The 26,489-nt window shown below is 71.5% G+C and carries 25 protein-coding genes; 8 read left to right on the plus strand and 17 right to left on the minus strand.

From position 1 onward, the window contains the following. Nucleotides 1–26: 26 nt before the first annotated feature. From IO24_RS0101100 to IO24_RS0101115, 4 genes are read left to right on the plus strand one after another with little or no spacing between them, the layout of a single operon-like run. Complete coding sequence (locus IO24_RS0101100; protein ID WP_031130763.1) at nt 27–1,043, plus strand: TauD/TfdA family dioxygenase; 1,017 nt, start codon at nt 27–29, stop codon at nt 1,041–1,043. Continuing rightward, the gene (gene sbnB, locus IO24_RS0101105) at nt 1,040–2,107 is read left to right on the plus strand and encodes a 2,3-diaminopropionate biosynthesis protein SbnB (protein WP_031130765.1); all 1,068 of its coding nucleotides are present in this window, start codon (nt 1,040–1,042) and stop codon (nt 2,105–2,107) included. Before IO24_RS0101100 ends, sbnB begins: the two co-directional genes overlap by 4 nt. Nucleotides 2,108–2,151: 44 nt before the next feature. Next, nucleotides 2,152–3,135, plus strand: a complete 984-nt coding sequence (sbnA, locus tag IO24_RS0101110; protein ID WP_031130767.1) for a 2,3-diaminopropionate biosynthesis protein SbnA — start codon at nt 2,152–2,154, stop codon at nt 3,133–3,135. A gap of 17 nt (nt 3,136–3,152) precedes the next feature. Next, complete coding sequence (locus IO24_RS0101115; RefSeq protein WP_031130770.1) at nt 3,153–3,875, plus strand: 4'-phosphopantetheinyl transferase family protein; 723 nt, start codon at nt 3,153–3,155, stop codon at nt 3,873–3,875. A gap of 57 nt (nt 3,876–3,932) precedes the next feature. On the opposite strand, the gene IO24_RS0101120 is transcribed toward IO24_RS0101115, so the two are convergent. From IO24_RS0101120 to pepN, 4 genes are all read right to left on the minus strand, one after another. Next, nucleotides 3,933–4,673: an anti-sigma factor gene (locus tag IO24_RS0101120; protein ID WP_031130772.1), complete on the minus strand. Its 741-nt coding sequence runs from the start codon at nt 4,671–4,673 to the stop codon at nt 3,933–3,935. Further along, on the minus strand, nt 4,670–5,281 hold the full coding sequence (sigK, locus tag IO24_RS0101125) for an ECF RNA polymerase sigma factor SigK (RefSeq protein WP_078898823.1): 612 nt from the start codon (nt 5,279–5,281) through the stop codon (nt 4,670–4,672). The genes IO24_RS0101120 and sigK overlap by 4 nt, the downstream gene beginning before the upstream one ends. 268 nt (nt 5,282–5,549) lie before the next feature. After that, entirely contained in the window at nt 5,550–6,590 is a 1,041-nt protein-coding gene (locus tag IO24_RS0101130; protein WP_031130776.1) for a hypothetical protein, read from the minus strand. Nucleotides 6,591–6,786: 196 nt separating this feature from the next. Beyond that, nucleotides 6,787–9,366 (minus strand): aminopeptidase N, encoded by a 2,580-nt coding sequence (gene pepN, locus IO24_RS0101135; protein WP_031130778.1) that lies wholly within the window; start codon nt 9,364–9,366, stop codon nt 6,787–6,789. A 137-nt stretch (nt 9,367–9,503) separates the two neighbouring features. On the opposite strand from pepN, the gene IO24_RS0101140 reads away from it, so the two are divergent. Then, nucleotides 9,504–10,142, plus strand: a complete 639-nt coding sequence (locus IO24_RS0101140) for a mycothiol-dependent nitroreductase Rv2466c family protein (protein WP_031130780.1) — start codon at nt 9,504–9,506, stop codon at nt 10,140–10,142. Between the two features lie 3 nt (nt 10,143–10,145). Here the strand turns inward: IO24_RS0101140 and IO24_RS0101145 are convergent, their stop codons facing one another. From IO24_RS0101145 to IO24_RS0101190, 10 genes are all read right to left on the minus strand, one after another. Next, nucleotides 10,146–10,373: a hypothetical protein gene (locus IO24_RS0101145; RefSeq protein ID WP_031130782.1), complete on the minus strand. Its 228-nt coding sequence runs from the start codon at nt 10,371–10,373 to the stop codon at nt 10,146–10,148. Then, nucleotides 10,370–11,428 carry a glycerophosphodiester phosphodiesterase family protein gene (locus tag IO24_RS0101150; protein WP_031130784.1) on the minus strand — a complete coding sequence of 353 codons (1,059 nt, stop codon included), beginning with the start codon at nt 11,426–11,428 and terminating at the stop codon, nt 10,370–10,372. Before IO24_RS0101150 ends, IO24_RS0101145 begins: the two co-directional genes overlap by 4 nt. Nucleotides 11,429–11,454: 26 nt before the next feature. Next, on the minus strand, nt 11,455–12,879 hold the full coding sequence (locus IO24_RS0101155) for an FGGY-family carbohydrate kinase (RefSeq protein WP_031130786.1): 1,425 nt from the start codon (nt 12,877–12,879) through the stop codon (nt 11,455–11,457). 18 nt (nt 12,880–12,897) lie between these two features. Continuing rightward, on the minus strand, nt 12,898–13,929 hold the full coding sequence (locus IO24_RS0101160; protein ID WP_031130788.1) for a 2-hydroxyacid dehydrogenase: 1,032 nt from the start codon (nt 13,927–13,929) through the stop codon (nt 12,898–12,900). Beyond that, entirely contained in the window at nt 13,926–15,005 is a 1,080-nt protein-coding gene (locus IO24_RS0101165) for an ABC transporter ATP-binding protein (protein WP_031130790.1), read from the minus strand. The genes IO24_RS0101160 and IO24_RS0101165 overlap by 4 nt, the downstream gene beginning before the upstream one ends. A 118-nt stretch (nt 15,006–15,123) precedes the next feature. Next, complete coding sequence (locus IO24_RS0101170) at nt 15,124–15,936, minus strand: DeoR/GlpR family DNA-binding transcription regulator (RefSeq protein ID WP_031130793.1); 813 nt, start codon at nt 15,934–15,936, stop codon at nt 15,124–15,126. Further along, nucleotides 15,933–17,021, minus strand: a complete 1,089-nt coding sequence (locus tag IO24_RS0101175; protein WP_031130795.1) for an ABC transporter ATP-binding protein — start codon at nt 17,019–17,021, stop codon at nt 15,933–15,935. The genes IO24_RS0101170 and IO24_RS0101175 overlap by 4 nt, the downstream gene beginning before the upstream one ends. Beyond that, the gene (locus IO24_RS0101180) at nt 17,018–17,842 is read right to left on the minus strand and encodes a carbohydrate ABC transporter permease (RefSeq protein WP_031130798.1); all 825 of its coding nucleotides are present in this window, start codon (nt 17,840–17,842) and stop codon (nt 17,018–17,020) included. The genes IO24_RS0101175 and IO24_RS0101180 overlap by 4 nt, the downstream gene beginning before the upstream one ends. After that, nucleotides 17,839–18,723: a carbohydrate ABC transporter permease gene (locus IO24_RS0101185; RefSeq protein ID WP_031130800.1), complete on the minus strand. Its 885-nt coding sequence runs from the start codon at nt 18,721–18,723 to the stop codon at nt 17,839–17,841. The genes IO24_RS0101180 and IO24_RS0101185 overlap by 4 nt, the downstream gene beginning before the upstream one ends. 3 nt (nt 18,724–18,726) lie before the next feature. Then, nucleotides 18,727–20,148 carry an ABC transporter substrate-binding protein gene (locus IO24_RS0101190; protein ID WP_031130802.1) on the minus strand — a complete coding sequence of 474 codons (1,422 nt, stop codon included), beginning with the start codon at nt 20,146–20,148 and terminating at the stop codon, nt 18,727–18,729. Nucleotides 20,149–20,304: 156 nt separating this feature from the next. Here IO24_RS0101190 and IO24_RS0101195 point away from each other — a divergent pair, with 156 nt between their 5' ends. The 3 genes from IO24_RS0101195 to IO24_RS0101205 are packed head-to-tail and all read left to right on the plus strand — an operon-like array spanning nt 20,305 to nt 23,186. Beyond that, the gene (locus tag IO24_RS0101195) at nt 20,305–21,777 is read left to right on the plus strand and encodes an FGGY-family carbohydrate kinase (protein WP_031130805.1); all 1,473 of its coding nucleotides are present in this window, start codon (nt 20,305–20,307) and stop codon (nt 21,775–21,777) included. Then, the gene (locus IO24_RS0101200; RefSeq protein WP_031130807.1) at nt 21,774–22,397 is read left to right on the plus strand and encodes a histidine phosphatase family protein; all 624 of its coding nucleotides are present in this window, start codon (nt 21,774–21,776) and stop codon (nt 22,395–22,397) included. Before IO24_RS0101195 ends, IO24_RS0101200 begins: the two co-directional genes overlap by 4 nt. 12 nt (nt 22,398–22,409) lie before the next feature. Next, entirely contained in the window at nt 22,410–23,186 is a 777-nt protein-coding gene (locus tag IO24_RS0101205; protein ID WP_031130809.1) for an SAM-dependent methyltransferase, read from the plus strand. 121 nt (nt 23,187–23,307) lie between these two features. On the opposite strand, the gene IO24_RS0101210 is transcribed toward IO24_RS0101205, so the two are convergent. The 3 genes from IO24_RS0101210 to IO24_RS0101220 form a co-directional block, all read right to left on the minus strand. Beyond that, entirely contained in the window at nt 23,308–23,955 is a 648-nt protein-coding gene (locus tag IO24_RS0101210) for a superoxide dismutase (protein ID WP_031130810.1), read from the minus strand. 131 nt (nt 23,956–24,086) lie between these two features. Next, nucleotides 24,087–25,469 carry an amino acid permease gene (locus tag IO24_RS0101215; RefSeq protein ID WP_031130811.1) on the minus strand — a complete coding sequence of 461 codons (1,383 nt, stop codon included), beginning with the start codon at nt 25,467–25,469 and terminating at the stop codon, nt 24,087–24,089. Nucleotides 25,470–25,590: 121 nt separating this feature from the next. Then, nucleotides 25,591–26,484, minus strand: a complete 894-nt coding sequence (locus tag IO24_RS0101220) for a TauD/TfdA dioxygenase family protein (protein WP_031130813.1) — start codon at nt 26,482–26,484, stop codon at nt 25,591–25,593. Between the last annotated feature and the right edge of the window lie 5 nt (nt 26,485–26,489).

Genomic DNA, 26,489 nt, shown 5'->3' on the forward strand with positions numbered 1-26,489 from the left:
ACGAGGAGATTCGAGAGGAGATCGACATGCTGTCGGCACTCTTCCGCAGGAACAGGGCCACTACGGCACCGGCTCCGGACGGCCTACCGATACTCGACGCCGAAGACACCCCGGACGCCACGGACGCGGCGGCCTGGACGGCCGGCCGGCGGGACGCGCTGCGCGAACTCGTCGCCGAGCACGGGGCGCTCACCGTCCGGGGCCTCGGCCTGCGCACCCCGGCCGACGTCGGGTCGGTCCTCCACCGGGTGGCCGAGCGCCCCGCGCCGGAACGTGAGGCGTTCGCCGCCCGCGACCGCCACGCGGACGGCGTCTACTCGTCGTCGGCATGGCCGCCTCACCAGCCCATGTGCATGCACCACGAGCTCAGCTACGCCGTCCAGTGCCCCGGCCTGCTGCTGTTCGCGTGCCTGGAGCCGCCCGTCGAAGGCGGTGCCACCGCGGTGGCCGACGCGACCGCCGTGCTGCACGCGCTGCCCGCCGAACTCGTCGACCGTTTCGCCCGGCAGGGCTGGCTGCTCGACAGGGCCTACAACGAGGGGATCGGCGCGACACTCGGTCAGTCCTTCGGCACCGACGACCGCGGCGAGGTCGAGGCCTACTGCCGTGCCCACGCGATCGACTGGTCCTGGCAGCCGGACGGTTCGCTGCGGACGCGGCAGCACCGGCCCGCCGTCGTGCGGCACCCGGTCTCCGGCCGGCGCTGCTGGTTCAACCAGATCGCGTTCCTGAACGAGTGGACGATGGCACCCGAGGTCAGGGAGTTCCTGGTCGAGGAGTACGGACCGGACGGGCTGCCCTTCAACACCCGTTTCGGCAACGGCGATCCGGTGCCCCCGGACGTCGTCGAGCAGATCAACAAGACCTACGAAGCCCATACCGTACGCCGGTCCTGGCAGCGCGGGGACCTGATGCTGGTGGACAACATCCGCACCGCGCACAGCCGGGAGGCGTACCGGGGGCCGCGGAACATCGTGGTGGCGATGGCCGACCCCGTGCGTCCCGGCCTTCCCGGACCGCAGGTGGGGAGGGAGGCGGCATGACCACCCTGCACACCGTCCCGCAGACCGCCCGGACGGGCACCCCCCTCGTGCCGTCCTTCGCCGTCATCCCCGGAAGCCAGGTCAAGGAGGTGCTCCAGGGCCGTGAGAAGACCGTGGTGGAGGTCGTCGAGGCGACGTACCGCCTGCACGGCGCCGGCCGTACGGTCAACCCGCCGTCCTCCTTCCTGCGCTTTCCGGACCGGCCGACGGCACGGATCATCGCCCTGCCCGCCTCGCTCGGCGGCGAGGGCCGGGTGGACGGCCTGAAATGGATCTCCAGCTTCCCCGGCAACGTCGCCTCGGGCATCCCCCGGGCGTCAGCCGTCCTCATCCTCAACGACCCCGCCACGGGCTACCCCTTCGCGTGCGTGGAGAGCTCGATCATCAGCGCCGCCAGGACCGCGGCGTCCGCCGCGTCGGCGGCCGACCGGCTCAGCAGGGGGCGAGTGCGCCCCGCCCGCCTGGGGTTCGTCGGCGCGGGTCTGATCGCCCGTTACATCCACACGTACCTGGAGGGCACCGGCTGGTCCTTCGACACCATCGGGGTGCATGACCTGTCCCCCGACAGCGCTGCCGGCTTCCGCACCTACCTGGAGCAGTCCGGGGCCGTCGGACGCGTCACCGTGCACCGCAGCGCCGAGGAACTGATCCGCCTCAGCGACCTGATCGTCTTCGCCACCGTCGCCGACCGGCCGCACATCACCGATCCGTCGTGGTTCCGGCACAACCCGCTGGTGCTGCACGTGTCGCTGCGCGACCTCGCGCCGCAGGTGCTGCTCAGCGCCACCAACGTCGTCGACGACATCGACCACTGCCTCAGGGCCGCCACCTCACCGCACCTCACCGAACGCCTCACCGGCAACCGCGACTTCCTGCTCGGCACGCTCGACGACGTGATGGCCGGCCGCGTGACGGTTCCGGCCGACCGCCCGGCGGTCTTCTCACCGTTCGGCCTGGGCGTGCTGGACCTCGCGGTCGGCTCCTACGTCTACGGCGAAGTGGCCCGCTCCGGCGAACTGCAGGTCATCGACCACTTCTTTCACGAGCTGAGCCGGCACGGCTGAGGACGGCATCCGTCCGCCGTCCGGCCCTGGACGAGGAGAACATCGTGCCAGTCATATCCGTCCCCCACGCCTTCAACGAGGAGGACCTGTACGTCGACCTCGAGCCGATGACGGGACACCGGCTCTTCCTCAAGTGCGAGGGCTTCAACTTCGCCGGTTCGATCAAACTGAAGGCCGCGACCGAGATGGTGGAATCCGCCGAGCGGAGCGGGACCCTCAGGCGGGACTCGGTCCTGGTGGAGTCCTCCTCCGGCAATCTCGGCGTGGCGCTGAGCATGATCGCGGCGAGCAAGGGCTACCGCTTCGTCTGCGTGACGGACTCCCGGTGCAACCTGGCCACCCGGCTGATGATGGAGGCCCTGGGCAGCCAGGTCCACGTCGTCTCCGACGAGCACGCCACGGGCGGTCTGCTGGGCGCGCGGCTCGCGTACCTGCGAGGTCTGTGCGCCGCGGACGACCGCTATGTGTGGCTGAGTCAGTACACCAACCCCGACAACTGGAGGGCGCACTACTTCAGGACGGCACCGGCCATCGCCCGCTGGTTCCCGTTCCTGGACGTCCTGTTCATCGGGGTCGGCACGACCGGCACCCTGATGGGCTGCGCCCGCTGGTTCCGCTCCTGGCACCGCCCGGTGCGGATCGTCGCGGTGGACAGCGTCGGCTCCGCCATCTTCGGCGACCCGCCCGGACGGCGGATGATCCCCGGCCTGGGCATGAGCGTCCGGCCTCCCCTGCTCGACGAGAGCTACGTCGACGAGGCGGTCCGTGTCGAGGAGGCCGATGCCATCCGTACCTGCCGGACCCTGGCGAGGCGGGGCTTCCTGTTCGGCGGGTCGACCGGCACGGTCGTGAGCGGGGCGACGAGCTGGCTCGCCCGGCACGGAAGGCCGGGCCTCACGCCCGTCGCGATCGCCCCGGACCTCGGTGAGCGCTACCTCGACACGATCTACCAGAGCAACTGGGTGGAGGCCCTGTACGGCGGTGACGCCATCGCGGACCCACGCGCTGTGCGAGCGTCCTCCGACTGACGGAAGGCGGCGCTGCCATGTGCCTCCTCCCCGCGAGACCGGTCCTGCGTCCCGAGCGGCTCACACCCGGCGTCTGGGCCCGGCTCCCGGAGCCGCCTCGCCCCGGCCGGCCCCGACTGTGGCTGGCACGTGTGGAGGACCTCAGCGGCGCCGTGGCCCCGCTCGCCGGCGTGCTGCTGGACAGCGGGGAAAGAGCGCGGGCCGCGGCACTTCACCGGATGGCGGACCGGGACGGTTACCGGGTCGCCCATGTGTGCCTGCGCATGCTCCTGGGTGCCTACCTCGGCGTCGAGCCGTCGGACGTGACGCTGGTTCGGCGGCCCTGCCCCGTGTGCCGGGCCCCGCACGGCCGTCCCGACGTGCCCGGCGTGCCCCTGTGCTTCTCCCTCTCCCGTACCGCCGGTTTCTGTCTTCTCGCCTTCGCGGACACGGCGGTCGGCGCGGACATCGAGCGGCTGCCCGCCGATGACGTCGTCTCCGCCCTCACGGCGACGCTGCATCCCCGGGAGGCCGCCGGGCTCGCCGCGTGTCCGCCGGACCGGCGTCCCGCCGCCTTCGCCCGCGTGTGGACACGCAAGGAGGCGTATCTGAAAGGGCTGGGTATCGGCCTCGGACGTGACCTCCGCCTCGACCACGTCGGTGTCTCCGCGCGCGGCCCCTGCCGGATGCCGGGCTGGGCGGTCGCCGACGTGGCGGTGGACACGGGGTATGCGGCTGCCGTCGCGGTGGCGGAGCCGTGATACGGCAGGCCGTACGACGGCTCGGTGGACGGCGATGCGCTGGGCGTGCCGGTGTCGTCATGCCGGGACGGAGATGACGCCGACGGGGTCGGTGGTGGGCCGGCGCGAACCGCCGGCCCGTTCCACCGTGAGGCAGACGGCTGTGGCCCCGTCGAGGCGCCCGTCCAGGACATGGGCCTGACGTCCGCCCGTGGCGGACAGCAGTCCGGCCGGCCGGTACTGCCCCGATTCGGCGTACCAGAGTTGGTAGACCCGGTCGCCGGTGAGCGGCGGCAGCCCTGCGGCGACGAACGCGGCCCGCCCCCGCGCTCGGGAGGCGACCACGCTCGCGGTCCCGCCGCGCGCGAGCTCCTCGGTGCTGATCGTGGCGTCGGAGGCGGCCAGGACGTCGGAGAGTTCCCGGTATCCGGCTCGGTCCTGGGCGGACTGCTCACGCGCGGTGTCGGCCTCGGAGCTCTGCCACCAGGCGACACCTCCGAGAGCCGCGGCTGCCGCCACGGACGCGGCCAGCGCCAGCCGGAGGCTCCGTTGCCGGGGCCGGCTCCGAGACGCGATGGCGACGGACCGGTCCTGACGTACGGTGACGATCTGGTCGAGCACCCGGCGGCGCAGGTCCGCGGAGGGTGCCCTCGTTGCGACCGCCCCCAGTCGAACGGCTGCGCCGGACAGCCGTTCGACCTCCAGACGGCAGGGGGCGCAACCGGCCAGGTGCTGCTCGAAGGCGGCCGCCTCATCGGCCGGCAGCGCGTGCAGCACAAACGCGCCGGCATCGAGGTGGGGGTCGTCCGTGAGGTTCACGAGCCGGCCTCCATACAGTCGTGCAGGCGCTGCAGCCCCTGACGCATCCGCGACTTGATGGTTCCCGCCGGCGTGGAAAGCGCCTCGGCGACCTCCGCGTACGTCAGCCCCTCGTAGTAGGCGAGCACCAGGGGCAGCCTCAGCTCGCGGGCCAGCTGGGCCAGACAGCGAAAGACCACCCGCTGCTCCTCCCGCACCTCGACCTCTTCGGCGACGATGTCGAAGGCCCGTTCCTGCTCCCGGACCGCGGCGCGCAGTTCGCGGGCGCGGCCCGCGGCCACGGACCGTACCCGGTCCACCGCGCGGCGGTGCGCGAGGGTGAGCACCCAGTTCCGGGCGGCTCCGCGCGCCGGACGGAACCGGTCGGCGGTCCGCCACACCTCCACCATCACGTCCTGGGTCACCTCCTCCGCCTGGGCCTCGTCCCTCACCACGCGGCAGGCCAGTCCCATCACCGTGTGCGCCAGGGCGTCGTACAGTCCGGCGAACGCCTGTTCGTCGCCGTCGGCGGCGCGGACGAGCAGTTGGTCCAGCCTGGGGTCGTCCGGGGCCTCTCCTCGCCGCCCTTGCGTGTCACCCTCCCTCCGAGCTCCGGTTCCTCGGTCCATCGCGCCTCCTCGGCTCAGCTCGACACTGGCCCTTTTCCCCGCCGAGCGCATCCGCTCCAAAGCCGTCCGTCTGACAGATTCACCTGCCTGCCGCAGCCGGAGAGGCGGTGTGTTCCCTCTGTCCGTTGTTCGGAGCTGTCGTCGTGACGGATCAAGATCGGCCGCAACGCGTGGCAGTCAGTGACACCCGGCCGCACACGAGGAGAGGCCGCCGGTGCGTCCCGGCGACCTCTCCTCTCCGTTCCTGGTTCCTGCGTCCGGTCCGTCACTACCGGGGCAGCACCACGACGTACGCGGCCGGTTCGCGGTCGGCCGAGGCCATCAGGGCCGTGCGGATCACCGTCGCCTGCTGCTCCGGGGAGTCGCGGAGCTTCCTCGGCGTGATGTGGACGACCGTGATGCCGAGCCGCTCCAGGTGCTCGCGCTTGCGGGCGTACTCGGACCACAGGGCGTCGTCGTCCTGCCGGGGTGCCCGGGTGTCGAGTTCCACCGCCACCGCATGGTCGGGCCAGTACGCGTCCAGGCCACCGAGGTAGGGGCCGCCGGGCAGGCGCAGGTCGACGTTCCAGACCGGGTCGGGGAGGCCGTACTCGCGGACCATCCGGTACAGGCGGTCCTCCGCTCGCGCCCGGCCCTCGGCGAGCAGGGAATCCACCGCGTCCACGACGTGCGGGCGGCTCAGCAGCCGTGCCTGGTTCAGTTCGCGGACCACCGCCGCCGGGTCGCAGTGGCCACCGCGGACCGCCTCCGTGAGCAGGCGGCGGACGATGCCGGCGTCCGCGAGTCCGGCCACCGCGTCGGCCAGCGCGCGGGCGACCGGCGCCACCGGCACCCCGGTGACCTGCTCGGGGTCGGGCATGGCGGGCGTGCGGACGATGCGTGCGCAGCCCGTGGAGCGCAGCCGCCGCAGCCGCGGGACCAGGACGTCGATCGCGTCCAGGGACGGCAACGGCGGTGTGGAGGAGAAGCCGTGCAGCGTCAGCGCGGCCAGGCCCGTGATCATCACCTCGGGGTAGGCGGGTGCGTGCGGCCGGACCGCGCCGGGCTGGGCGGGCACCCCGGTGCCGCGCTCCCGCGCCGCGTACATCAGCGCCGCGTGCAGCCGCTCCTCGCTGGTCGGGGGGCCCGGGTGGAGCAGGACGACGCCCGGGAGGAGCTGCTGCCAGGGGCCGCCCGCGCGGCACTGCTCGTTGGTCTCGGCGGTGGAGACACCGTGCGAGCGGAGCTGGGCCGTCGTCATCACGCGGGGGCGGCCACCGCCGGAGAGGTCGTGCAGCGGGCGGGGGGAGAGCGGGGTGTTGTGGGTCATGACCCGCAATTTCCCGCGCTCCGGCCCTCTTTGAACCGCTGTTACAGGTCCGTCGACAAATACGGACAACCCAGCCCTAAAGGACGGATGTTCGGATGCCGAAAGCCCCTGGTCCGTTCGGGTGCGGACCAGGGGTTACGGCGCCCGCGGCACGCATCTCGTAACGAAGACGGAACGCCCAGATCTCAGGCCAAAGCTACTGGTCAGAGGCCTCGTCGCACGCCTGTCCACGCAACGCCCGTGCCAGATCGTCGCGGGATTCCAGCACCAGCCGGCGCAGCGCCGGGGCCGCCTGCTGGTGGGCGTCCAGCCAGGCGTCCGTGGCGTCCAGCGTCCGCGGGGACTGCTGGAGGGAGGGGAACAGGCCCTGCACCACGTGCATGCCGATCTGAATGGACCGCTCGGCCCACACCCGTTCGATCACCGCGAAGTACTTCTCGGCGTACGGCGCGAGCAGCTCCCGCTGCGAGCCCTGGGAGAAGCCCGCGATGGTCGCCTCGACCATGGCGTTGGACAGTGCGTCCGACTCCACGACCTGTGCCCAGGCCTGCGCCTTGACCGCCTCGGACGGGCGGGCGGCCAGGCAGCGCACCTGGTGGCGCTTGCCGGAGGCCGTGTCGTCCCGGGTCAGCTCCTCGGCCAGTGCCTTCTCGTCCACGGCCCCGTGCGCGGCCAGCGGCTCCAGGAACACCCAGCGCAGCTCCTGGTCCAGGTCGAGGCCCTCGACCGTCGCCGTGCCCGCGAGCAGGTCCCGCAGCAGCTCGAAGTCGGCCTCGGCGGTGGCCGTCCGGGCGAAGAAGCGCGCCCAGGCGAGCTGGTGCTCGCTGCCCGGCCCGGCCGCGTACAGCTCGCGCCGGGCGCCCTCGGCGAGCAGCCGGGCGGCCGTCTCGCGCCGGGCCGGCGCCGTGTAGTGCGTGACCGCCGACTCGGCCCACGCGTGCAGCATCTGCACGACGCCGATCTCGGACTCGCGCCCCCCGAACCGCAGCACCAGGTCCACGAAGTCCCGCGCCGGGAGCAGCGCGTCCCGCGTCATGTTCCACAGCGCCGACCAGCACAGGGCGCGCGCCAGCGGGTCGGTGACCGCACCCAGGCGCTCGCGCAGGGTCGCCAGTGAGGTCTCGTCGAAGCGGATCTTGCAGTAGGTCAGGTCGTCGTCGTTGACCAGGATCAGGTCGGGGGCGTCGGCACCGGCCAGTTCCTTCACGACGGTCCGCGCGCCGTCGACGTCGGTCTCCACCCGGGCGTACCGCTCCAGCGTCCCGCCGTCCGTCACCCGGTACAGGCCCACCGCCACCCGGTGCGGCCGCAGCTCCGGGTGCGACTCCGCGGCCTCCTGCACCACCGCCAGCTCCTCCACGCGGCCGTCCCCGCGCAGCAGCACCTGCGGTGTCAGCGAGTTCACCCCGGCCGTCTGGAGCCAGGACCGCGACCAGGTGCTCATGTCCCGGCCGCTGGTCTCCTCCAGCACCGACAGCAGGTCACCGAGGCGCGTGTTGCCGTACGCGTGCCGCTTGAAGTAGCGCCGGGCGCCCTCCAGGAACGCCTCCTCGCCCACGTACGCCACGAGCTGCTTCAGCACCGACGCGCCCTTGGCGTACGTGATGCCGTCGAAGTTCAGCTTGGCGTCCTGCAGATCGCGGATGTCCGCCGTGATCGGGTGCGTGGAGGGCAGCTGGTCGGCGCGGTAGGCCCAGGCCTTGCGGCGGTTGGCGAAGGTGATCCAGCCGTTGACGAAGCGGGTCGCGCCGACCAGGGAGAACGCACCCATGAAGTCCGCGAAGGACTCCTTCAGCCACAGGTCGTCCCACCACTCCATGGTGACCAGGTCGCCGAACCACATGTGCGCCATCTCGTGCAGGATGACGTTGGCCCGGCCCTCGTAGGAGGCCTGCGTCACCTTTCCGCGGAAGATGAACTCCTCCCGGAACGTCACCAGGCCCGGGTTCTCCATCGCGCCCAGGTTGTACTCGGGCACGAACGCCTGGTCGTACTTCCCGAACGGGTACGGGTAGTCGAAGTGGTCGTGGAAGAAGTCCAGGCCCTGCTTGGTGACGAGGAACACGTCGTCGGCGTCGAAGTAGGGCGCCAGGCCCTTGCGGCACAGGGCGCCGAGGGGGATCTCCAGCGTCGTGCCGTCGGCGAGGGTGCGCGCGTAGGAGTCCGTCACGTAGTGGTACGGGCCCGCCACCACACAGGTGATGTACGTCGAGATCGGCTTGGTCTCGGCGAACCGCCACACCCCGTCGGCCTGCTCACCGGCCCCGTTGCTCCACACCGTCCAGCCCTCGGGCGCCCGCACCTCGAACCGGTAGGGGGCCTTCAGGTCGGGCTGCTCGAAGTTGGCGAATACCCGTCGCGCGTCGGCCGGCTCGTACTGCGTGTACAGGTACACCTCGCCGTCCTCGGGGTCGACGAAGCGGTGCAGACCCTCGCCGGTGCGGGAGTAGGCGCACCGGGCGTCCACGACGAGCTCGTTGTCGGCGGCCAGGTCCTCCAGCGTGATCCGGGAGCCGTCGAAGACCTCACCGGGGTCCAGATCACGGCCGTTGAGTGAGACGGCCGTCACACTCGGCGCGATCAGGTCCGCGAAGGTGCTCGCCCCGGGCTCGTTGCACCGGAAGCGGATCGTCGTGACGGAGCGGAAGGTGCGGGGCCCGTCCCCTCGGTCCTCACCGACCGCGGACCGCAGGTCGAGGGACACCTCGTACCCGTCGACGCTCAGCAGGGCGGCCCGCTCGCGGGCCTCGTCGCGGGACAGATTCTCACCGGGCACGGGCGGCACTCCTCGGATGTCGTGGGGTACGGCTGAACAGGACCGATCCTGCCACGCGCACCTGACACGGGGCAGCCGGGAATGACGGGAACGCGTACCGGCGTTGCCGGAGAAACGGTTTCCTCTTGAGGAGAGACATGTCGGACAAGACCCCCGTCGACTTCTGGTTCGACCCGCTGTGCCCCTGGGCCTGGATGACCTCCCGCTGGGTGCTGGAGGTGGAGAAGGTCAGGGACATCGAGGTCCGGTGGCATGTCATGAGCCTCGCCGTGCTCAACGAGGACAAGCTGGACGAACTGCCCGAGGAGTACCGCGAACTGCTGGAGACCAAGGCGTGGGGCCCCGTCCGGGTCGTCATAGCCGCGCAGCAGGAGCACGGCCCCGAGGTCCTCGGCGACTTCTACACCGCGCTCGGCACCCGCATCCACAACCAGGCCGAGGGCCCCGGCAAGGAGACGGTCGCCGCCGCCCTGAAGGACGTCGGCCTGCCCGAGTCCCTCCTCGAGCACTGGGACGGCACCCGGTACGAGCCCGAGCTGCGCGCCTCCCACAAGGAGGGCATCGACAAGGTCGGCCAGGACGTCGGCACCCCGGTCATCGCCGTGCCCGGCCCCGACGGCGAGCAGATCGCCTTCTTCGGCCCCGTCGTCACCCCGGCCCCGCAGGGCGAGGAGGCCGGCCGCCTCTGGGACGGCACCCTCGCCGTGGCCTCGGTCCCCGGCTTCTACGAGATCAAGCGCACCCGCACCAAGGGCCCGGACTTCTCCAACCTGTAGGACTCACTTGGCCGGGGCGGCCTGGATCCTCAGTTCCTCCGGGAGCAGGCCGTCCTCGCCGCGGTTGAGGTAGCGCTGGTACCACCGGCAGCCGGCAGCGGTGCAGCGCCAGTAGTCGTCCACGAAGTGACCGTCCCCCCTCTCCGCCCGGACCACCGCCCGCTCGGCGGCGTTGAACATCCGGAACTCCTGCATGGTGCCGCAGGTCCGGCACGCCCGGCTCACCGTCATCCGCTCCTCCTCGCCATCACCGCCAGGTCCGGGAAGTCGGTTACGACCGCATCGACCCCCATGCGGTAGTACAGCGCGTATTCGGCGAACGCGTCCCCGAAATCGTTCGCTCCGCTCCCGCGCCGGAACCGCTCCGGCAGGAACTGGTTCTCCGCGCGGAAGGTGTACGGCCCGATCCGCAGCCCCGCCGCGTGCGCGTCCGCGACGAGCGACGTGCCGGCGACGGAGGACTTGTCCGGCCCGATCCAGTCCGCGTACGCGGCGATCCGCGCGAGTCCCGCCGGGCTCATCATGTCCCGGTACGTCGTCGGATCACCGGCCGCGACCAGGTCGTAGGGCCCGCCCGTCGTCCCCAGCGCCTGCCACAGCGGCACGCCCAGCCGCTCCGCCGCGATCCGCCGCAGGCTCGTCGGCTCGAACGACTGCACCACGCACTCGCGCCGCCCGAGCCGGTTCCGGCGGATCGCGGCCGCCAGCTTCGGCTCCAACGGCAGGCCGAGGGAACGGAAGTACGTGGGGTGCTTGGTCTCCGGGAAGACCGCGATCGTCCGGCCGTGCTCCCGCGACAGCCGCCGCGCCAGGTCCACGACCTCCTGGAAGGTCATGACCTCCGCGCGCCCGTCGAAGACGGTGTTGCGGTTGCGGACCGCGGGCAGCCGCTCCACCGCCCGCAGCGTCTTCAGTTCGGCCAGCGTGAAGTCCTCCGTGAACCAGCCCGTCACCGGCCGGCCGTCGACCGTCTTCGTCGTACGGCGGTCCGCGAACTCCGGGTGGCGGGACACGTCGGTCGTCTGGGAGATCTCGTTCTCGTGCCGGACCACCAGCACGTGGTCCTTCGTCGGCACCAGATCCGGTTCGATCCAGTCGGCGCCCGTCTGCACGGCGTGCGTGTACGAGGGCGCCGTGTGCTCCGGGCGCCAGCCGGCCGCGCCGCGGTGGCCGATGACGACCGGGCCGCCACCCGTGCGGGGTTCGGCCGCCGCCGTGGCGGCCGTGGCGGCCGTAGCGGTTCCCGCGGCCGCCGCGAGCAGGAGGGATCTCCGTCCGAGCTGCATGCAACTCCCCTTTGTCTAAGGCAGGTTCACCGACGTGCCCGGCTCCTGGCCTGGGCCAGCCGGTCCAGGTGCTCCTCGTAACCCCTGGTGTGGAACGCCGCCCGGTCCGGGTCCGGTTCGACGACCGCCGTCGGCGCCGTCCACGCCTCCGCGTCCAGCGTCACCCCGTACCGCCCGGCCGCCGCCAGGACCGCCCCCCGCGCGCCCACCTCGCCCTCGACGATCCGCAGCGGCCGCCCGAGCACATCGGCCAGCAGCCGCATCCAGGCGGAACTGCGGGTGCCGCCGCCGCAGACGGCCAGGTTCCCGGTGAGGCCCGCCGCCTCCAGGCAGTGCCGGGCCGCGTACCCGATGCCCTCGCAGGTGGCACGGACCAGATCGCCCCTGGTCGACTCCAGGGACACGCCGGTCAGTTCGGCGCGCAGGCGCGGTTCGACGAAGGGGGCCCGTTCGCCGGAGGGCGCGAAGTACGGCAGCACCCGCACACCGTGGGCGCCCGGCGGCGTCCCGGCCAGCAGACCGTCCACCTCCTCGTGCCGCACCCCGGTCGTCGACAGCACCCAGTCCAGCGCCGCCGTGCCGACCATGGCGGGCATGGCGCGCAGCCAGTGCCCGGGCCGGTCGGTGGAGATGTACAGGCCCGCCGGTTCCCCGGTCGGATCGAGCTCGGTGGTGGCGACCAGGCTGGCCAGACACGTGCCGACGATCAGCAGACCGTCCCCCGGGGACGTCACCCCGGCGCCCAGCGCGCAGGCCGGCAGATCGTACGGCCCGTTCGCGATGCGGGTACCGGGCGGCAGGCCCTCGCCCCGGGTCTCGGCGGTCGCGACCGGGTCGCTGACCGGGGCGAGCAGACCCCGGCGGTGCGCCAGCCCCAGCAGCTCGACGACCGTGTCGTCGTACGCCCGGGTCCGCGGGTCCAGAAACGGCATCGAAGCGTCCGACACATCCGTCGCCGGACCGGCTCCCGTCAGCCGCTGGAACACCATGTCCTTGCAGTACAGGGCGGCCTTCGCGGCGTCCAGCGCCTTCGGTTCGTGACGGTCCAGCCACGCCAGCAGCGGGCCCGGGCAGCCCGGGAACATCGCGCTGCCCGTCCGCCGGAACACCGTCTCGAACGTGCCGTCCGCCAGCCACCGGTCGACCAGGTCGTGCGCCCGCCCGTCCATCCAGGAGGCGGCGGGGCGCACCGGACGGCCCTCGCCGTCGACCAGCCACACCCCGTCGCCCTGCCCCGTGAGCCCGGCCAGCTCGACCGGCTCCGGTACCCGTCCGGTGACCTCCCCGAGCACGGCGACGACCGCCCCGTACACCTCCTCCATGTCCTGCTCGACGACCCCGCCGCGCAGGGAGAGGTCCACCGGGCGGGAGGCCACGGCCAGTTCACGGCCCACGGCGTCGAACGCCGCCGCCTTGACCATGGACGTGCCCACATCGATACCGACGTACATGCGGCTCTCCTCCCGTCCTCAGGTCAGACAGTGCGCGAGCGGCTCCCCGCGCACCCAGCGGCCCACCTCTTCGGCGGCGATCCGGGCGGCCTTCTCCGCGACGGCGCGCGACGCCCCGCCCAAGTGGGGGGTGAGGACCACACGGTCGGCCAGCGCCAGCAGCCGGGACCGGGCCGGCAGCGGCTCCCGCTCGTACGTGTCGAGCGCCGCCGCCGACACCCGGCCGCTCTCCAGCGCGTCGCACAGCGCGCCCTCGTCCAGCAGCGGGCCGCGGGCCACGTTCACCACCACCGCGCCGGACGGCAGCAGCCCCAGCTCCCGGGCGCCGATCAGCCCCCGCGTCTCGGGAGTGAGCCGGGCGTGCAGGGTGATCACCCGGGAGCGGCGCAGGAGATCGTCGAGCGAGGTCACGCGCAGGCCGTGGATCTCGCCGTGCACATACGGGTCGTAGACCATCACCCGCGCCCCGAACGCGCACAGCACGCGCGCGACCCGGCTGCCGACGGCCCCATAGCCGACCAGCCCGACGGGCAGGTCCTCCAGCTCCAGTCCGCTCTGCTCGTACGTGTAGTACGTCGCCCCCTCCCAGCTGCCCCGCCCGGCGAGCGGGGCGTGGGCCTGGGGGATGCGGCGCAGGGCCGACAGCATCAGGCCGACGGTGAACTCGGCGGTGGCGGCGGCGTTGCGGCCCGGCGCGAAGCACACCCGCACGTCACGGTTCTTCGCCGCGTCCAGGTTGACGTTGACCGGCCCGCCCCGGCAGACCACGACCAGCTTCAGATCCGGGCAGGCGGCGAGGACCCTCTCCGTCACCGGGCCCATCTGTGTGACCAGGACCTGCGCCCCGGCCAGCGCCTCGATCATCGCGTCCTCGGCGTCACTGGCCTCCTGCACCTCGGCGACCGGCCCGAACGGCTCCAGCGGCCAGCCCAGTTCCAGTTCCTCGACGTCCGCCCGCTCCACCTCGCGCCGCACCGCCCGCGTGATCAGCGAGGGCAGGACGAAGTGGTCGCCGGCGGCCACCACCCGCACACTGTTTCCAGAGGTCATCGCAGGGATTCTCCTGTCTCGGCGTCGAAGACACGGGTGTGCTCGGGGTCGGCGGCGACCCGGACCCGCTCGTCGTGGGCGAGCCGCACCTCGGGCTCGGTGAGGACGACCAGATGCCGTTCGACCCCGTCCAGGGCGAGGGTCGCCAGGCCCGACTCCAGGAGCGGTTCATGGGCGACGACCCGGGCGGGAAGGCCGCCTTCGGCGGTGAGCCGGACGTCCTCGGGACGGATCCCGACCACCACCTCACGACCCCGGTCCACCGGTACGGGCAGCGCGACGCGCACCGTGTCGGAGAGACGGGCGTGGCCGTCGCCGCCGGAGATGCCGGGCAGCAGGGTGATCGCGGGCTCGCCGACGAAGTCCGCGACGAAGACGTTGGCCGGACTGTCGTAGATCTCGTAGGGGGTGCCGAGCTGCTGGATGACGCCGTCCTTCATCACGGCGATCCGGTCGGCGAGGGAGAGGGCCTCCTCCTGGTCGTGGGTGACCAGGATCGTGGTGTGGCCCAGGTCCTTCTGGATGCGCTTGAGCTCACGCCGGGTGGTGTCGCGCTGGGCCGCGTCAAGGTGGGAGAGGGGCTCGTCGAGGAGCAGCACGTCGGGTTCCCGGATCAGCGCCCGGGCCAGGGAGACCCGCTGCTTCTGGCCGCTGGACAGGCCCGCCGGGCGGGCGTGCAGGAGGCCGGTCAGGCCGACCCGCTCGGCGATCTCCTTCACCTTGCGGTCGACATCGCCTCGGGCCGCCCTCCTCCGGGCCTTCAGCCCGAACGCCAGGTTCTCCGCGACCGACAGCGGCGGATAGAGCGCGTAGTTCTCGAACGCCACCCCGATGTTGCGCTGCTGAGCGGGCCGTTCGACGACCGACGCCCCGCCGACCAGGATGTCCCCGCCCGTGACGGACTCCAGCCCGGCGATCATGCGCAGCGTGGTCGACTTGCCGCAGCCGGACGGTCCGAGCAGTCCCAGCAGCTCCCCGGACCGCAGGTTCAGGTCGATCCCGCGGACGGCGTCCACGGGCGGCCGCCCGCGCGACCGGTAGGTCTTCCGCAGCTCACGTAGCTCCAGTCCCGTCATGGCCGTCCCCTTCTCATGGCTCGTTCGCCTCCAGGGCGCTTTCAGCCGGTGCCGAGGCCGCGACCGTGCTCGACCCTTCGGGCCTCCGCGCGCTCGCACCCTCGACACCGGCGCGCCCCTACGGCTCACTCGTGGACGTCGCGCAAACCTCGTAACGGACCTTGTGCTCGTCCAGATCCCGCAGTGCCTCCGGCGACGCCCCGTCGTCCACGAGGAGCGTGTCGAAGCGGGACAGCGGGACCACCCGGTGCAGGGCGACCCGGCCGAGCTTGGTGTGGTCGATCAGCAGGACGTTCCGTGCCGCCGCGTCGAGCATCGCCCGCTTCACGGACACGATGTGCTGCTCCTGGTGGTAGGCGTAACCCCCGTGTACGGCCGACGTCGACGCGAAGCACACATCCACCCGGAGCTGCTCGACGGCCTCCACGCACGACACCCCGAGGAACGAGGAGTGCAGCGGGTCGTAGTCGCCGCCGAGCGCCATCAGGTGGATGCCCCGCTGGTCGGAGAGGAGGTTGATCGCCTCCAGGAAGTTGGTGACGACCGTCAGGGGTGTGACCTCGGCCGTGCGCAGCCGCCTGGCTATCTCCAGCGTGGACGTGGAGTCGTCCAGCAGGATCGCCATGCCGGGCTCCACCATCCGCAGCGCGTGCTCGGCGACGGCGGCCTTCTCCGCCCGCATGGTCTTCAGCCGGTACTGGACGTTCGACTCGAAGACCCCCGACGGCTGTGCGGTCACCCCGCCCCGGAACTTCCGTACGATGCCCTGCCGTTCGAGCTCGTCGAGGTCCCGGTGGATGGTCATCAGGCTCACCCCGAACCGCTCGGCGAGCTCCGCCGCCGTCGCCGAACCGTCGGCCAGCACAAGCTCGGCCATGGCGGCCTGCCGCGCCGCCGGCCCCTGCTGTCCACCACTGCTGTTGCTGCTCATGGCTGTTTCTCTATCCGTCGTCCCGGTCGCTCCGGCCGGTCGGCCTCGAACAGCAGCAGGTTCTCAGGCCGGACCACGAGCCGTACCGGATCGTCCGGGCGAAGGCGCGCCGCGTCCGCCCGGGGCACCACCAGCGACACCCGCTGCCGCCCGGTCCCGAGCCGGACGGTGACCTCGACGGACCGGCCGAGGACCTCGGTGACGTACACGGTCCCCGTCAGCTCGTGGCCCTCGCCGTGCAGGGCGAGGTCCCTGGGGCGCAGACCGACGAGGACGTCCGTGCCCGGCTCGGCCTGTGCCCGGACCGGCAGTTCCACACCGCCGTCCGAGCGCACCCCGGACTCCGTCACCACCCCCGGCAGGAGGTTGATCCGGGGCCGCCCGAAGGCCCGCGCGACCTCCGTGTCGTAGGGCCGGTACCAGATCTCCTCCCGGGTGCCCGTCTGCACGATCCGGCCCTCCCGGATGACCCCGATCCGGTCGCCGAGCGCCAGCGCCTCGACCGAGTCGTGGGTGACGTAGAGGGTGGTGGTGCGCTGCACGGCCCCGATCGCCTTCAGCTCGGCCCGCATCTGCTGGCGGAGTTTGGCGTCGAGGTGGGAGAGCGGCTCGTCGAGCAGGAAGGCCCGGGCCGGGCGGACCAGCACCCGGCCGAGGGCGACGCGCTGCCGCTGCCCGTTGGACAGCTGACCCACCGGCCGGTCCAAGAGCCCTGAGATCCCGAGCAGTTCGGCGATCGCGCCGATCCGCTGCCGGGCCTCGGCGGCGGGCAGCCGGTGCCGGGGAGAACGCAGCGGCGAGGCCAGGTTGTCGTAGGCCGAGCGGTGCGGGTAGAGGGCGTAGCTCTCGAAGCACATGGCCACGCCCCGGTCGTAGGGTTCGACACCCCGCATGTCCTTGCCGTCGAGCACGACGGTGCCGGTGTCGGGCGGTTCGAGCCCGGCGACGGTCTTCAGGGTGGTGGTCTTGCCCGCGCCGGACGGCCCGAGCAGGCAGAAGAACTCGCCCTCCCGCACCTCCAGTTCGAGCTCGTCGAGCGCGACGGTCCTCCCGTACGCCTTGCGTATCCCGCTCAGCCGGATCATGACTTCACCGCCCCGAACGACAGGCCGCGCACCAGGTACCGCTGGATCGTCAGCGCCAGCAGCAGCGGAGGTACGACGGACACCAGCGCGGCGGCGGCCGTCAGGTTGTACTTGGGCCGGTCCCCGCCGAGGAAGGACAGCGCGCCCACGGTCACGGTCTGGGCCTCGTTGGAGGTGAGGATCAGCGGGAAGACGAAGTTGTTCCAGGCGAAGATGAACGCCAGCAGGGACACGGCCGCGATGCCGGGCTTGACCAGCGGCAGGGCGACCTTGAAGAACGCCTGCTTGCGGGTGTAGCCGTCGAGCAGGGCGGCCTGCTCCAGCTCGGGCGTGAGATCGGCGAAGTAGGACCGCATGATCCACACGATCAGCGGGAGGGTGACGAGTTGCAGCACCCACACCATGCCGACGTACGTGTCGAAAAGACCGAGCTTCTGGTAGAGCACGAACAGCGGGATGATGACGGTCAGTTCGGGTGCAAAGCGGAACGACAGCAGCGTGAACATCAGGTTCTCCGAGCCTTTGAACCGCCACCGCGCCGAGGCGTACGCCGCCGGCAGCCCGACCACCAGCGACAGCACCACCGCCCCCACCGACACCACCAGGCTGTTGACGAAGAACCGCACGAACGGGATGCCCTCGCTGTCGCCGAGGACCGTCCGGTAGCCGTCGAGCGTGGGGGAGAAGGAGAAGTAGGTGGAGAAGAGCTGGTCCGCCGGCTTCAGGGAGAGGATCACCATCCAGGCGATCGGGAACAGCGCGAAGACGAAGTAGAGGACGAGAGCGGCGTCGCACAGCCACCCCACCAGGCGTTTCCTCATGTGGTCACCTCCGCGGCCTTTCGCTGGATCTTCCCCAGATGCTTCACCAGCACCATCGCGGCCAGGTACACCACCGCCCACAGCACGATCGTGTAGCTGATCCCGAAGGAGTACCGCTGGAAGCGGATGGCTTCGAGATACGCCCGGATCTGGAGCACCACCGTCGAGTCACCCGGACCGCCCTCCGTCAGGGCGTAGATGATGTCGAACACCTTCAGGGAGTCCATGAACCGGAAGATCACCGCGACCAGCACATACGGCCACAGCATCGGCAGTGTCAGCCGCCGGAAGGTGTACCACCACCCCGCGCCGTCCACGGCCGCCGCCTCGAACGGGGAGGTGGGCAGCGACCGCAGACCGGCCAGGGCGAGGATCGCCACGAACGGCGTGTACACCCACACGTCCACGGCGATCGACGACAGAAGGGCACCCGTCGGGGTGTCGGTCCACTGCACCCCGCCCAGACCGAAGGGCCTCAGCAGGTAGTTGACCACCCCGACCGACGGCTGGAGCATCAGCTTCCAGATGATCGCCGCGATCACCGGGGCGATCATCAGCGGCAGGATCAGGATCTTCTCCAGGATCCGGCCGATCAGGGTCGAGCGGTGCAGCAGCAGGGCGACGGCCACGCCGAGCACGGTCTCGACGAGGGCCGCCCCGACCGCGTACAGCACCGTCACCCACGCCGAGTTCCAGAACGCCTCCTGCGTGAAGACGGCTCTGTAGTTCTCGAACCCCACCATGTCCGGCTGCGGTTTGCTCGCCGAGAAGTCGAACAGCGTGTAGTACAGCCCGAGCCCGAAGGGGTACAGGATCCCGCAGGTCAGCAGTAGTGCGGGGACGATCAGGACGTACGGGCGCAGGGTGAGCCGCCACCCCATCGGCTAGCCCACCTTGCCGGCGAGGTCGTCCGCCAGCCCGTCCAGGACCGACTCGGCGCCCTTGCCGCCGTAGATCTCCTGGAGGGCCGCCGCCCAGCTGGTCGTCGCGTCGAAGAACTGGGCCTGCGGGGTGAACTGGATCTTCGTCTGGTCGACGACCGTCTCGAAGGTCTCCAGGAAGCCCGGCAGATGCCGCATCTTGTCCTTGTACGCGGCGTCCTCGGCGACCGACTTGCGCACCGGGTCGATGTGGTTGTGCGTGACGGCGCTCTTGCGCAGGTGCTCCTTGCCGGTGGCCCACTGCAGGAACAGCCAAGCGGCGCTCTTCTTCTTGCTCTTGGCGTTCATGCCGAGCGACCAGATCCACATGTTGGTGGCGAGCGACCCGTCCGGGCCCTTCGGCCCCGGGTGGAAGGCGATCTTCCCGGAGGCGGGGCTCGCGCCCTTCACGGCCTGGAAGTAGGCGGCCGTGTCGGCGTCGAACAGCATCCCGGCCTTCTTCGCGCCCAGGTCGCTGGAGCACTGGTACCAGGTGTACGACGTCCAGGACGGCGGCCCGCCCCGCTTGACCATGCGGGCCCAGTCCTCGGTGAAGGCCACGGCCTCGGGGCTGTTCATGGCGGGGGTGAGCTTCCCGCCGTCGACCGTGAAGTCCTTCAGCCCGTTGCGGGCGTACATCGTCATGAAGCCCGGGTGGATGGTGGCCCAGCTCCTGGACCCGCGCACGGCGATCCCGTACATGCCGTCGAAGCCCGCCCCCGGCGCCTTGCGCTTGATGGTCCCGGCGAGTTCGGTCAGCTCGTCGAAGGACTCGGCGGGCTTCAGGCCGAGTTTGCGGAACACCTCGGTGTTGTAGGCGACGACGTTCGTCTCCCAGCCCCACGGCAGGGCGTACTGCCCGCCCTGGCCCAGCGGCGCGCCCGCCTTCAGGGACCACTGGTCGGCCTGGAGCAGGTTCGGGAAGAAGTCGGCCTGGTCCCATTCCGCGCCCGTGGCCGAGGAGTTGCGCATCCAGGGCCCGAGGTCCTCCAGCCAGCCCGGCGGACCGTACTGCCACACCATGTACGCGCCGAGCATGAAGACGTCGTAGGAGGCACGCCCGCTGGAGAGGTCCACGGTGAGCTTGTCGAAGTAGTTGTCCTCGGGGAAGACGTCGTACTCGACCTCGATGCCGGTCTGCGCGGTGAAGGACTTCAGGTCGGCGATGAGCGCGTCCGTGTACGGGTGCTTGTTGAGCAGCGCCTTGACGGTGGTGCCCTTCTCCCGCTTCCAGTCGAAGGAACCGGTGACGTCGTCCGCCGCGGAACCGTCGCTCTTGTCGTCGTTCCCGCCGAAACCGGCGCCGCAGGCCGTGAGCAGCGGGGCGGCGGCCGCCCCGGCGGCGAGGGCGAGGAAGCGCCGCCGGTCGTGCACGTGCGTGTTCATCCGTACCTCCGCGGGGAGCCTGGTTAACACGTCGAGTCGACTCGTTAACAGAGGGTGGAACGGCTGAAGTTGGGCGTCAATCCCTCGCGCACGGGAAAATATCGGGGCACAGTGAGAAGTTCACAGATCCGGCTGCGACGGCGTGGGAGGTTCCGGATGGTGGACGAGGGTGCGGGCTGGCTGGGGATCGACCTGGGCACGCAGAGCGTCCGCGTGCTGCTCGTCACCGCCGACGGCACCGTCCTCGGCAGCGGCTCGGCCCCGCTGACCGGGCGGCGGGACGGGGTGCGGCACGAGCAGAGTCCCCCGCGCTGGTGGGCGGCGCTGTGCACGGCGTCCCGGGCGGCCCTCGGCTCCGCGCCCCCGGGCCTGCCGGTCGGCGGACTCGCGGTGTGCGGCACATCGGGCACCGTGCTGCTGACGGACGGCTCGGGCCGCCCGGTGAGCCCCGCGCTGATGTACGACGACGGGCGGGCGAAGGCGCAGGCCGCCCGGGCCCGGGAGGCGGGGCTGGCGGTCCAGGACACCTGGGCGCTGCCGAAGGCGCTGTGGCTGGTGGGGGAGTACGGCGGCACCTCGCTGCGCCTGACGCACCAGCCCGACCTGATCGTCTCCCGGCTCACGGGTGAGCCGCCCCCGGCCGATTCCAGCCATGCCCTGAAGACGGGCTACGACCTCGAAGGGGACCGCTGGCCGGAGGCCGCCCTGGCCGGACTGGGCGTGCCCGACGGCCTGTTCCCGACCGTCGTCCGCCCGGGGACGCGCCTCGGTGAGGTCTGCCCGGCCGCCGCCGACGCCACCGGCATCCCCCCAGGCACTCCGGTGCTCGCCGGGATGACCGACGGCTGCGCGGCCCAGATCGCGTCGGGCGCGCTGCGGCCCGGCTCCTGGAACTCCGTGCTCGGTACCACGCTCGTACTGAAGGGCGCCGCCCGCGACCCCGTCCGCGACCCCACCGGCGTCGTCTACAACCACCGTGCCCCCGACGGTACGTGGCTGCCCGGCGGGGCGTCGAGCGTCGGGGCAGGGGCGCTCGCCGCGCACGTCCCGGACGCCGATCCCGCGGTGATGGACGAACGGGCCAGGGCGTTCGAGCCGTCCGGCGCGGTCGCCTACCCCCTTGTCTCGCCGGGGGAGCGGTTCCCGTTCCGGGCGCCGGATGCGACCCCGTTCGTCCTGGGCGACCCCGCGGACGACGCCGACCTGTGGGCCGCGCTCCTGCAGGGCGTGGGCTTCGCCGAACGCCTGTGCCTGGACTACCTGCACCACCTCGGCGCGCCCCTCGAAGGGCCGCTCACCTTCACCGGGGGCGGTGCCCGCAGCCCGTACTGGAACCAGCTGCGCGCCGACATCCTGGGCCGCCCGGCCCGCGTCCCCGAGCAGACCGAACCGGCCCTGGGCATGGCGGCGCTGGCCGCGTACGGGGCGTCGGGGGCCGGTGCGCTCGCGGACGTCGCCGCCCGCATGGTGCGCGTCCGGACCGTCGTCGAACCCCGCCCCGGCCGCACGGCGGCCTTCGCCGAGCCGTACGCGCGTCTGGTCGACGCCCTGCGGGACCGCGGCTGGCTGCCCGGCCCGGTCGCCGCGCACGCACACAGCCGTCTGAGCGGGGATACTTCCGCCTCATGAGTACGACCCTCCTGCTGGTCCGTCACGGACAGACCGTCTGGCACGCCGAGAACCGTTACGCCGGCATCAGCGACATCGATCTCACCGACACCGGCCGCACCCAGGCCGAGGCCCTCGGCCGGTGGGCCGCCGCCCATCCCGTCGACGCGATCTGGACGTCCCCGCTGTCCCGCGCCGTCGCCACCGCCGAGCCCGCCTGCCGGGCCCTCGGCCTCACCTCCCAGAGCGAACCCCACCTGCGGGAATGCGACTTCGGCGTACTCGAGGGGCGCACGCTCGCCGAGTTCGAGGTTGAGGACCCGGAGTGGGCCGCGGCCTACCGGTCCGACCCGGTGGAGCACTCCTTCCCCGGCGCCGAGGACCCGCTGGCCGCGGCGGCCCGCGGGGTGCGCGCCCTGCGCGACATCGCCGCCGCCCACCCGGGCGAACGCGTCCTGGTCGTCGCCCACAACACCCTGCTGCGGCTGGTGCTGTGCACCCTGCTGTCGATCCCGGTCGGCGAGTACCGCAGAGTGCTCCCCCGGTTGCGGAACGCGGCCATCAGCGAACTGCGCATGAACCCCGACGGTTCCGCCGCACTCCTCTCACTCAATGTGCCGTGCGAGGCCGATGTGCCGTAGCACTATGAGCACATGACGCAGATCGACACGTCGGTGCCGCATTCGGCCCGGATCTGGAACTACTGGCTGGGCGGCAAGGACAACTACCCGGTGGACGAGGCGGCCGGTGACGCGTACACCGCCGTCTTCCCCGGCATCGTCACCATCGCCCGCAGCAGCCGCGCCTTCCTCGGCCGCAGCATCCGGTACCTCGTCCAGGAGGCCGGCGTACGGCAGTTCCTCGACGTCGGCACCGGCCTGCCGACCGTCGACAACACCCACGAGGTCGCCCAGCGCCTCGCCCCGGAGTCGCGGATCGTCTACGTCGACAACGACCCGCTGGTCCTCGCCCACGCCCGGGCCCTGCTCACCTCCACCGCACAGGGTGCGACGGCGTACGAGCCCATCAACCTCCACGAGCCCGAGGAGATCCTCGCGGCGGCCGGCAAGACCCTCGACCTCACCCGCCCCACGGCGCTGATCCTCAGCGGCATCCTGGGCCACGTGGCCGACTACGAGCAGGCCCGCGACCTGGTCCGCCGCCTGCTGGCCGGTCTGCCCCCGGGCAGCCACCTCTCCCTCAACGAGGGCTCCCGCGGCACGGATCCGGCCTACGAGCAGGCCCAGGACGCCTACAACGAGACCGGCGCGGTGCCGTACTTCCTGCGGCCGGTCGAGCAGATCGAGGCGTTCTTCGAGGGCCTGGAGCTGGTGGAGCCGGGTGTGGTCTCGGTGCCGTTGTGGCACCCCGAGACGGGTGCGCCGGCCGAGCCGATCGGCCAGCACGGCGGCCTGGGCCGCAAGCCCTGACACCGCCGGGCACGGGAAAGCCCCCGCGAGTCAGGTCCTCGCGGGGGCTTCCTTCTTTCCGCCTGCCGTTCGTGAAGGGTGAGAAGACGATCACGAGGCAGGACGCTTCACGGGGCCGTCGTCACGGAGCGAGCAGCAGCACGTCCGCCCGCGACTTGGCCGCCTCGTAACGCCGGGCGACGTCCTGCCAGTTGACGACCTGCCACATCGCCTCGATGAAGTCGACCTTCTGGTTGCGGTACTGGAGGTAGAAGGCGTGCTCCCAGGCGTCGAACACGAGGATCGGGGTGGCGCCCTGGCCGACGTTGCCCTGGTGGTCGTAGACCTGCTCCACGATCAGCCGCCCGCTCAGCGGCTCGTGGGCGAGCACGCCCCAGCCCGAACCCTGCGTGGTCGCGGAGGCTTTGGTCAGCTGCGCCTTGAAGTGCGTGAAGGAACCGAAGGACTCCGTGATCGCGTCCGCGAGCTCACCCACACCGTCCTGCGCCAGCGGCTCGCCACCGCCGTCCTTCGGGCCGGTCATGTTCTGCCAGTAGATGCTGTGCAGGATGTGCCCGGAGAGATGGAAGGCCAGGTTCTTCTCCAGCCCGTTGATCGACCCCCACGTCTCCTTGTCCCGCGCCTCGGCAAGCTGCTCCAGCGTGTCGTTGGCGCCTTTCACATAGGCCGCGTGGTGCTTGTCGTGGTGCAGCTCGATGATCTCGGGGCTGATCACGGGGGCGAGTGCGGAGTAGTCGTAGGGCAGTTCAGGCAACGTGTAGACGGGCAAGGCGGGATCCCCTCCGGACTCTTATTGCAACAACATTGCAACTGCACGCTAGCAGCAAGAGGCCTCGACGGGTGGCCGAGGCACGCAAAAGGCCCCCGCGTGTCTCGCGGGGGCCTTCGGCGGCACGTTCCCTACTGCTTGGCCCGCGCCCTCTGCCATCCGTACCCGATGCCGGCCAGCACCACGATCATCCCGCCCGTCGAGTACAGCTGCACCCGCGTGTCCGGCTCGCGGGCCATCAGGACGAAGACCGCGGCCATGCCGGCCAGGGCGACCCAGGTCAGCCACGGGTACGCCCACATGCGTACGGCCAGCTTCTCGGGGGCCTCCCGCTCCAGGCGGCGGCGCAGACGCAGCTGCGAGACCGCGATGAAGATCCAGACGGCCAGGATCACCGCGCCGATCATGTTCAGCAGCCACGGGAAGACGTCGTTCGGCCGCCAGTAGCTCAGCAGCACGCACAGGAACCCGAAGACGGAGGACGCCAGCACGGCGATCCGCGGCACCCCGCCCGAGACCCGGCCCAGCCCCTTCGGACCCTGGCCGCGCTCCACCAGCGAGTAGGCGATGCGGGAGGCACCGTAGATGTTGGCGTTCATCGCCGACAGCAGGGCGACCAGCACGACCACGTTCATCAGCTGGCCGGCGCCCGGGATGCCGAGCGCGTCGAGGGCGGCGACGTACGGGCCCTTCTCGACGACCTCCTTGGAGTCCCACGGCACCAGGGTGACGATGACCGCCATCGAGCCGATGTAGAACAGGGCGATGCGCCACATCGCGGTGCGGACCGCGCTCGCGACGCCCTTGACGGGGTTCTCCGACTCGGCCGCCGCGATGGTGACCGTCTCCAGGCCGCCGTAGGCGAAGACCGACGCGAGCAAACCGATGACCAGGCCCTCGCCGCCGTTCGGCAGGAAGTCGGTGAGGTGGCTCGCGCCCGGGGAGTCCGTGCCGGGCAGGATCCCGCAGATCGCCAGGACACCGAGCACCAGGAACAGGGTGATCGCACCGACCTTCAGCGCCGCGAACCAGAACTCGAACTCGCCGAAGTTCTTCACGGCCGCGAGGTTCGTACCGCAGAAGACGACCATGAACAGCGCCACCCACGCCCACTCCGGCGTGCCCGGCAGCCAGCCGCTGACGATCTTCGCTGCGCCGATGCCCTCCAGGCCCACGGCCGTGCAGAGCAGCACCCAGAAGGACCAGCCGGCGGTGAACCCGGCCCAGGGGCCGATGGCCCGCTCGGCGTGCGCCGAGAACGAGCCCGAGGAGGGGTACGCGGCCGACATCTCGCCGAGCATCCGCATCACCAGCATCACGAGGACACCGGAGAGGGCGTAGGCGACCACGATCGACGGACCGGCCGCGGCGATACCGGCACCGGAGCCGACGAACAGACCGGCTCCGATCACCCCGCCGAGGGCGATCATCGACAGGTGGCGCTGCTTCAGGCCGTGGGAGAGGGAGGCGCCGTCCGTGCTGGGCGGCGTCCCCGTGGTGGTGCTGCTGGGCATGGGCGCGGCTCGTCCTATGCGTGAGAGGCGTACGAGAGCAAAAACGCCGCCAGTCTCGGATGCCTCTCCGCCGGCACGGAGAGGCATCCCACCATTCGGACAGTCGCGTCGCTCTGTGTGGCTAGGCGGCGACCGGCGTGTAGTGCGAGGCGTCGCCCTCGATGACGTAGCTCTCCTTGCCCTCGACGCCGACGGGGATGTCCCCGGCGACCGTCACCCGGTGCAGGCGCCGGGGCAGGCCGTCGTAGTTGTCGACGGCGTAGTGCTGGGTGATGCGGTTGTCGAAGAGGACCAGCTGGTTCGGCGACCAGCGGTGGCGCAGGACGTTCTCGGGCCGGGTGACGTACGCCTGGAGCAGGTCGAGGATCTTGCGGGACTCGCCCGGCGACAGGCCCACGATCCGCTGCGCGAAGCCGCCGATGAACAGCCCGCGCTCGCCGGTCAGCGGGTGGACGCGGACCACCGGGTGGACCGTGCGGTACTTGATCGAGGTGAACTGGGCGCGCCGGGCGGCCTGCGCCTCGTCGACGTCCTCCTCCGGGACGGCGTAGTCGTAGTCGTTGGTGTGCTCGGCCCAGAGGGTGTCGGCGAGCTGCCGCAGGGGGTCGGGCAGGTTCCGGTAGGCGGCGGCCGAGCTGGCGATCAGCGTCTCGCCGCCGTACGGCGGGATGGTGATGCTGCGCAGAGTGCTGGCCTGCGGCGGGTTGAGGACGAAGGTGACGTCGGTGTGCCAGTTGTTGGCGGCCCGGCCTCCTTCGCTGTCGACGGGCAGGACGTTCGGGGCGCCGTCGACGGCGGACACCGTCGGATGGGCGGTGGTGATGTCGCCGAAGTGGCGGGCGAAGGCCTGCTGGCCCGCGTCGTCGAGGCCCTCCGCGTCGAAGACGAGGGCCTTGTGGGCGTTGAGCGCCTCACGCAGGGCGGTGAAGGTCTCCTGGTCGAGGGGCCGGGTGAGGTCGATGCCCTCGACACGGGCGCCGATGTGCGCGGTGACCTTGTGGATCTCGATGGCCATGATGG

Origin of the sequence: Streptomyces flavovariabilis (genome assembly GCF_000725785.1) — a bacterium.
Lineage (GTDB): Bacteria > Actinomycetota > Actinomycetes > Streptomycetales > Streptomycetaceae > Streptomyces > Streptomyces hawaiiensis.

Bases quoted from the DNA above. Each gene is read 5' to 3' on its own strand.
- IO24_RS0101130 (WP_031130776.1), bottom strand. From the start codon at position 6,590: ATGACCCACAACACCCCGCTCTCCCCCCGCCCGCTGCACGACCTCTCC.
- IO24_RS0101160 (WP_031130788.1), bottom strand. From the start codon at position 13,929: ATGACCTCTGGAAACAGTGTGCGGGTGGTGGCCGCCGGCGACCACTTC.
- IO24_RS0101115 (WP_031130770.1), top strand. From the start codon at position 3,153: ATGTGCCTCCTCCCCGCGAGACCGGTCCTGCGTCCCGAGCGGCTCACA.
- IO24_RS0101170 (WP_031130793.1), bottom strand. From the start codon at position 15,936: ATGAGCAGCAACAGCAGTGGTGGACAGCAGGGGCCGGCGGCGCGGCAG.
- IO24_RS0101140 (WP_031130780.1), top strand. From the start codon at position 9,504: ATGTCGGACAAGACCCCCGTCGACTTCTGGTTCGACCCGCTGTGCCCC.
- IO24_RS0101220 (WP_031130813.1), bottom strand. From the start codon at position 26,484: ATGGCCATCGAGATCCACAAGGTCACCGCGCACATCGGCGCCCGTGTC.
- IO24_RS0101205 (WP_031130809.1), top strand. From the start codon at position 22,410: ATGACGCAGATCGACACGTCGGTGCCGCATTCGGCCCGGATCTGGAAC.
- IO24_RS0101180 (WP_031130798.1), bottom strand. From the start codon at position 17,842: ATGAGGAAACGCCTGGTGGGGTGGCTGTGCGACGCCGCTCTCGTCCTC.
- IO24_RS0101195 (WP_031130805.1), top strand. From the start codon at position 20,305: ATGGTGGACGAGGGTGCGGGCTGGCTGGGGATCGACCTGGGCACGCAG.
- IO24_RS0101150 (WP_031130784.1), bottom strand. From the start codon at position 11,428: ATGCAGCTCGGACGGAGATCCCTCCTGCTCGCGGCGGCCGCGGGAACC.
- IO24_RS0101165 (WP_031130790.1), bottom strand. From the start codon at position 15,005: ATGACGGGACTGGAGCTACGTGAGCTGCGGAAGACCTACCGGTCGCGC.
- sigK (WP_078898823.1), bottom strand. From the start codon at position 5,281: ATGGACCGAGGAACCGGAGCTCGGAGGGAGGGTGACACGCAAGGGCGG.
- IO24_RS0101145 (WP_031130782.1), bottom strand. From the start codon at position 10,373: ATGACGGTGAGCCGGGCGTGCCGGACCTGCGGCACCATGCAGGAGTTC.
- IO24_RS0101155 (WP_031130786.1), bottom strand. From the start codon at position 12,879: ATGTACGTCGGTATCGATGTGGGCACGTCCATGGTCAAGGCGGCGGCG.
- IO24_RS0101175 (WP_031130795.1), bottom strand. From the start codon at position 17,021: ATGATCCGGCTGAGCGGGATACGCAAGGCGTACGGGAGGACCGTCGCG.
- IO24_RS0101190 (WP_031130802.1), bottom strand. From the start codon at position 20,148: ATGAACACGCACGTGCACGACCGGCGGCGCTTCCTCGCCCTCGCCGCC.
- IO24_RS0101100 (WP_031130763.1), top strand. From the start codon at position 27: ATGCTGTCGGCACTCTTCCGCAGGAACAGGGCCACTACGGCACCGGCT.
- IO24_RS0101215 (WP_031130811.1), bottom strand. From the start codon at position 25,469: ATGCCCAGCAGCACCACCACGGGGACGCCGCCCAGCACGGACGGCGCC.
- IO24_RS0101200 (WP_031130807.1), top strand. From the start codon at position 21,774: ATGAGTACGACCCTCCTGCTGGTCCGTCACGGACAGACCGTCTGGCAC.
- IO24_RS0101185 (WP_031130800.1), bottom strand. From the start codon at position 18,723: ATGGGGTGGCGGCTCACCCTGCGCCCGTACGTCCTGATCGTCCCCGCA.
- sbnB (WP_031130765.1), top strand. From the start codon at position 1,040: ATGACCACCCTGCACACCGTCCCGCAGACCGCCCGGACGGGCACCCCC.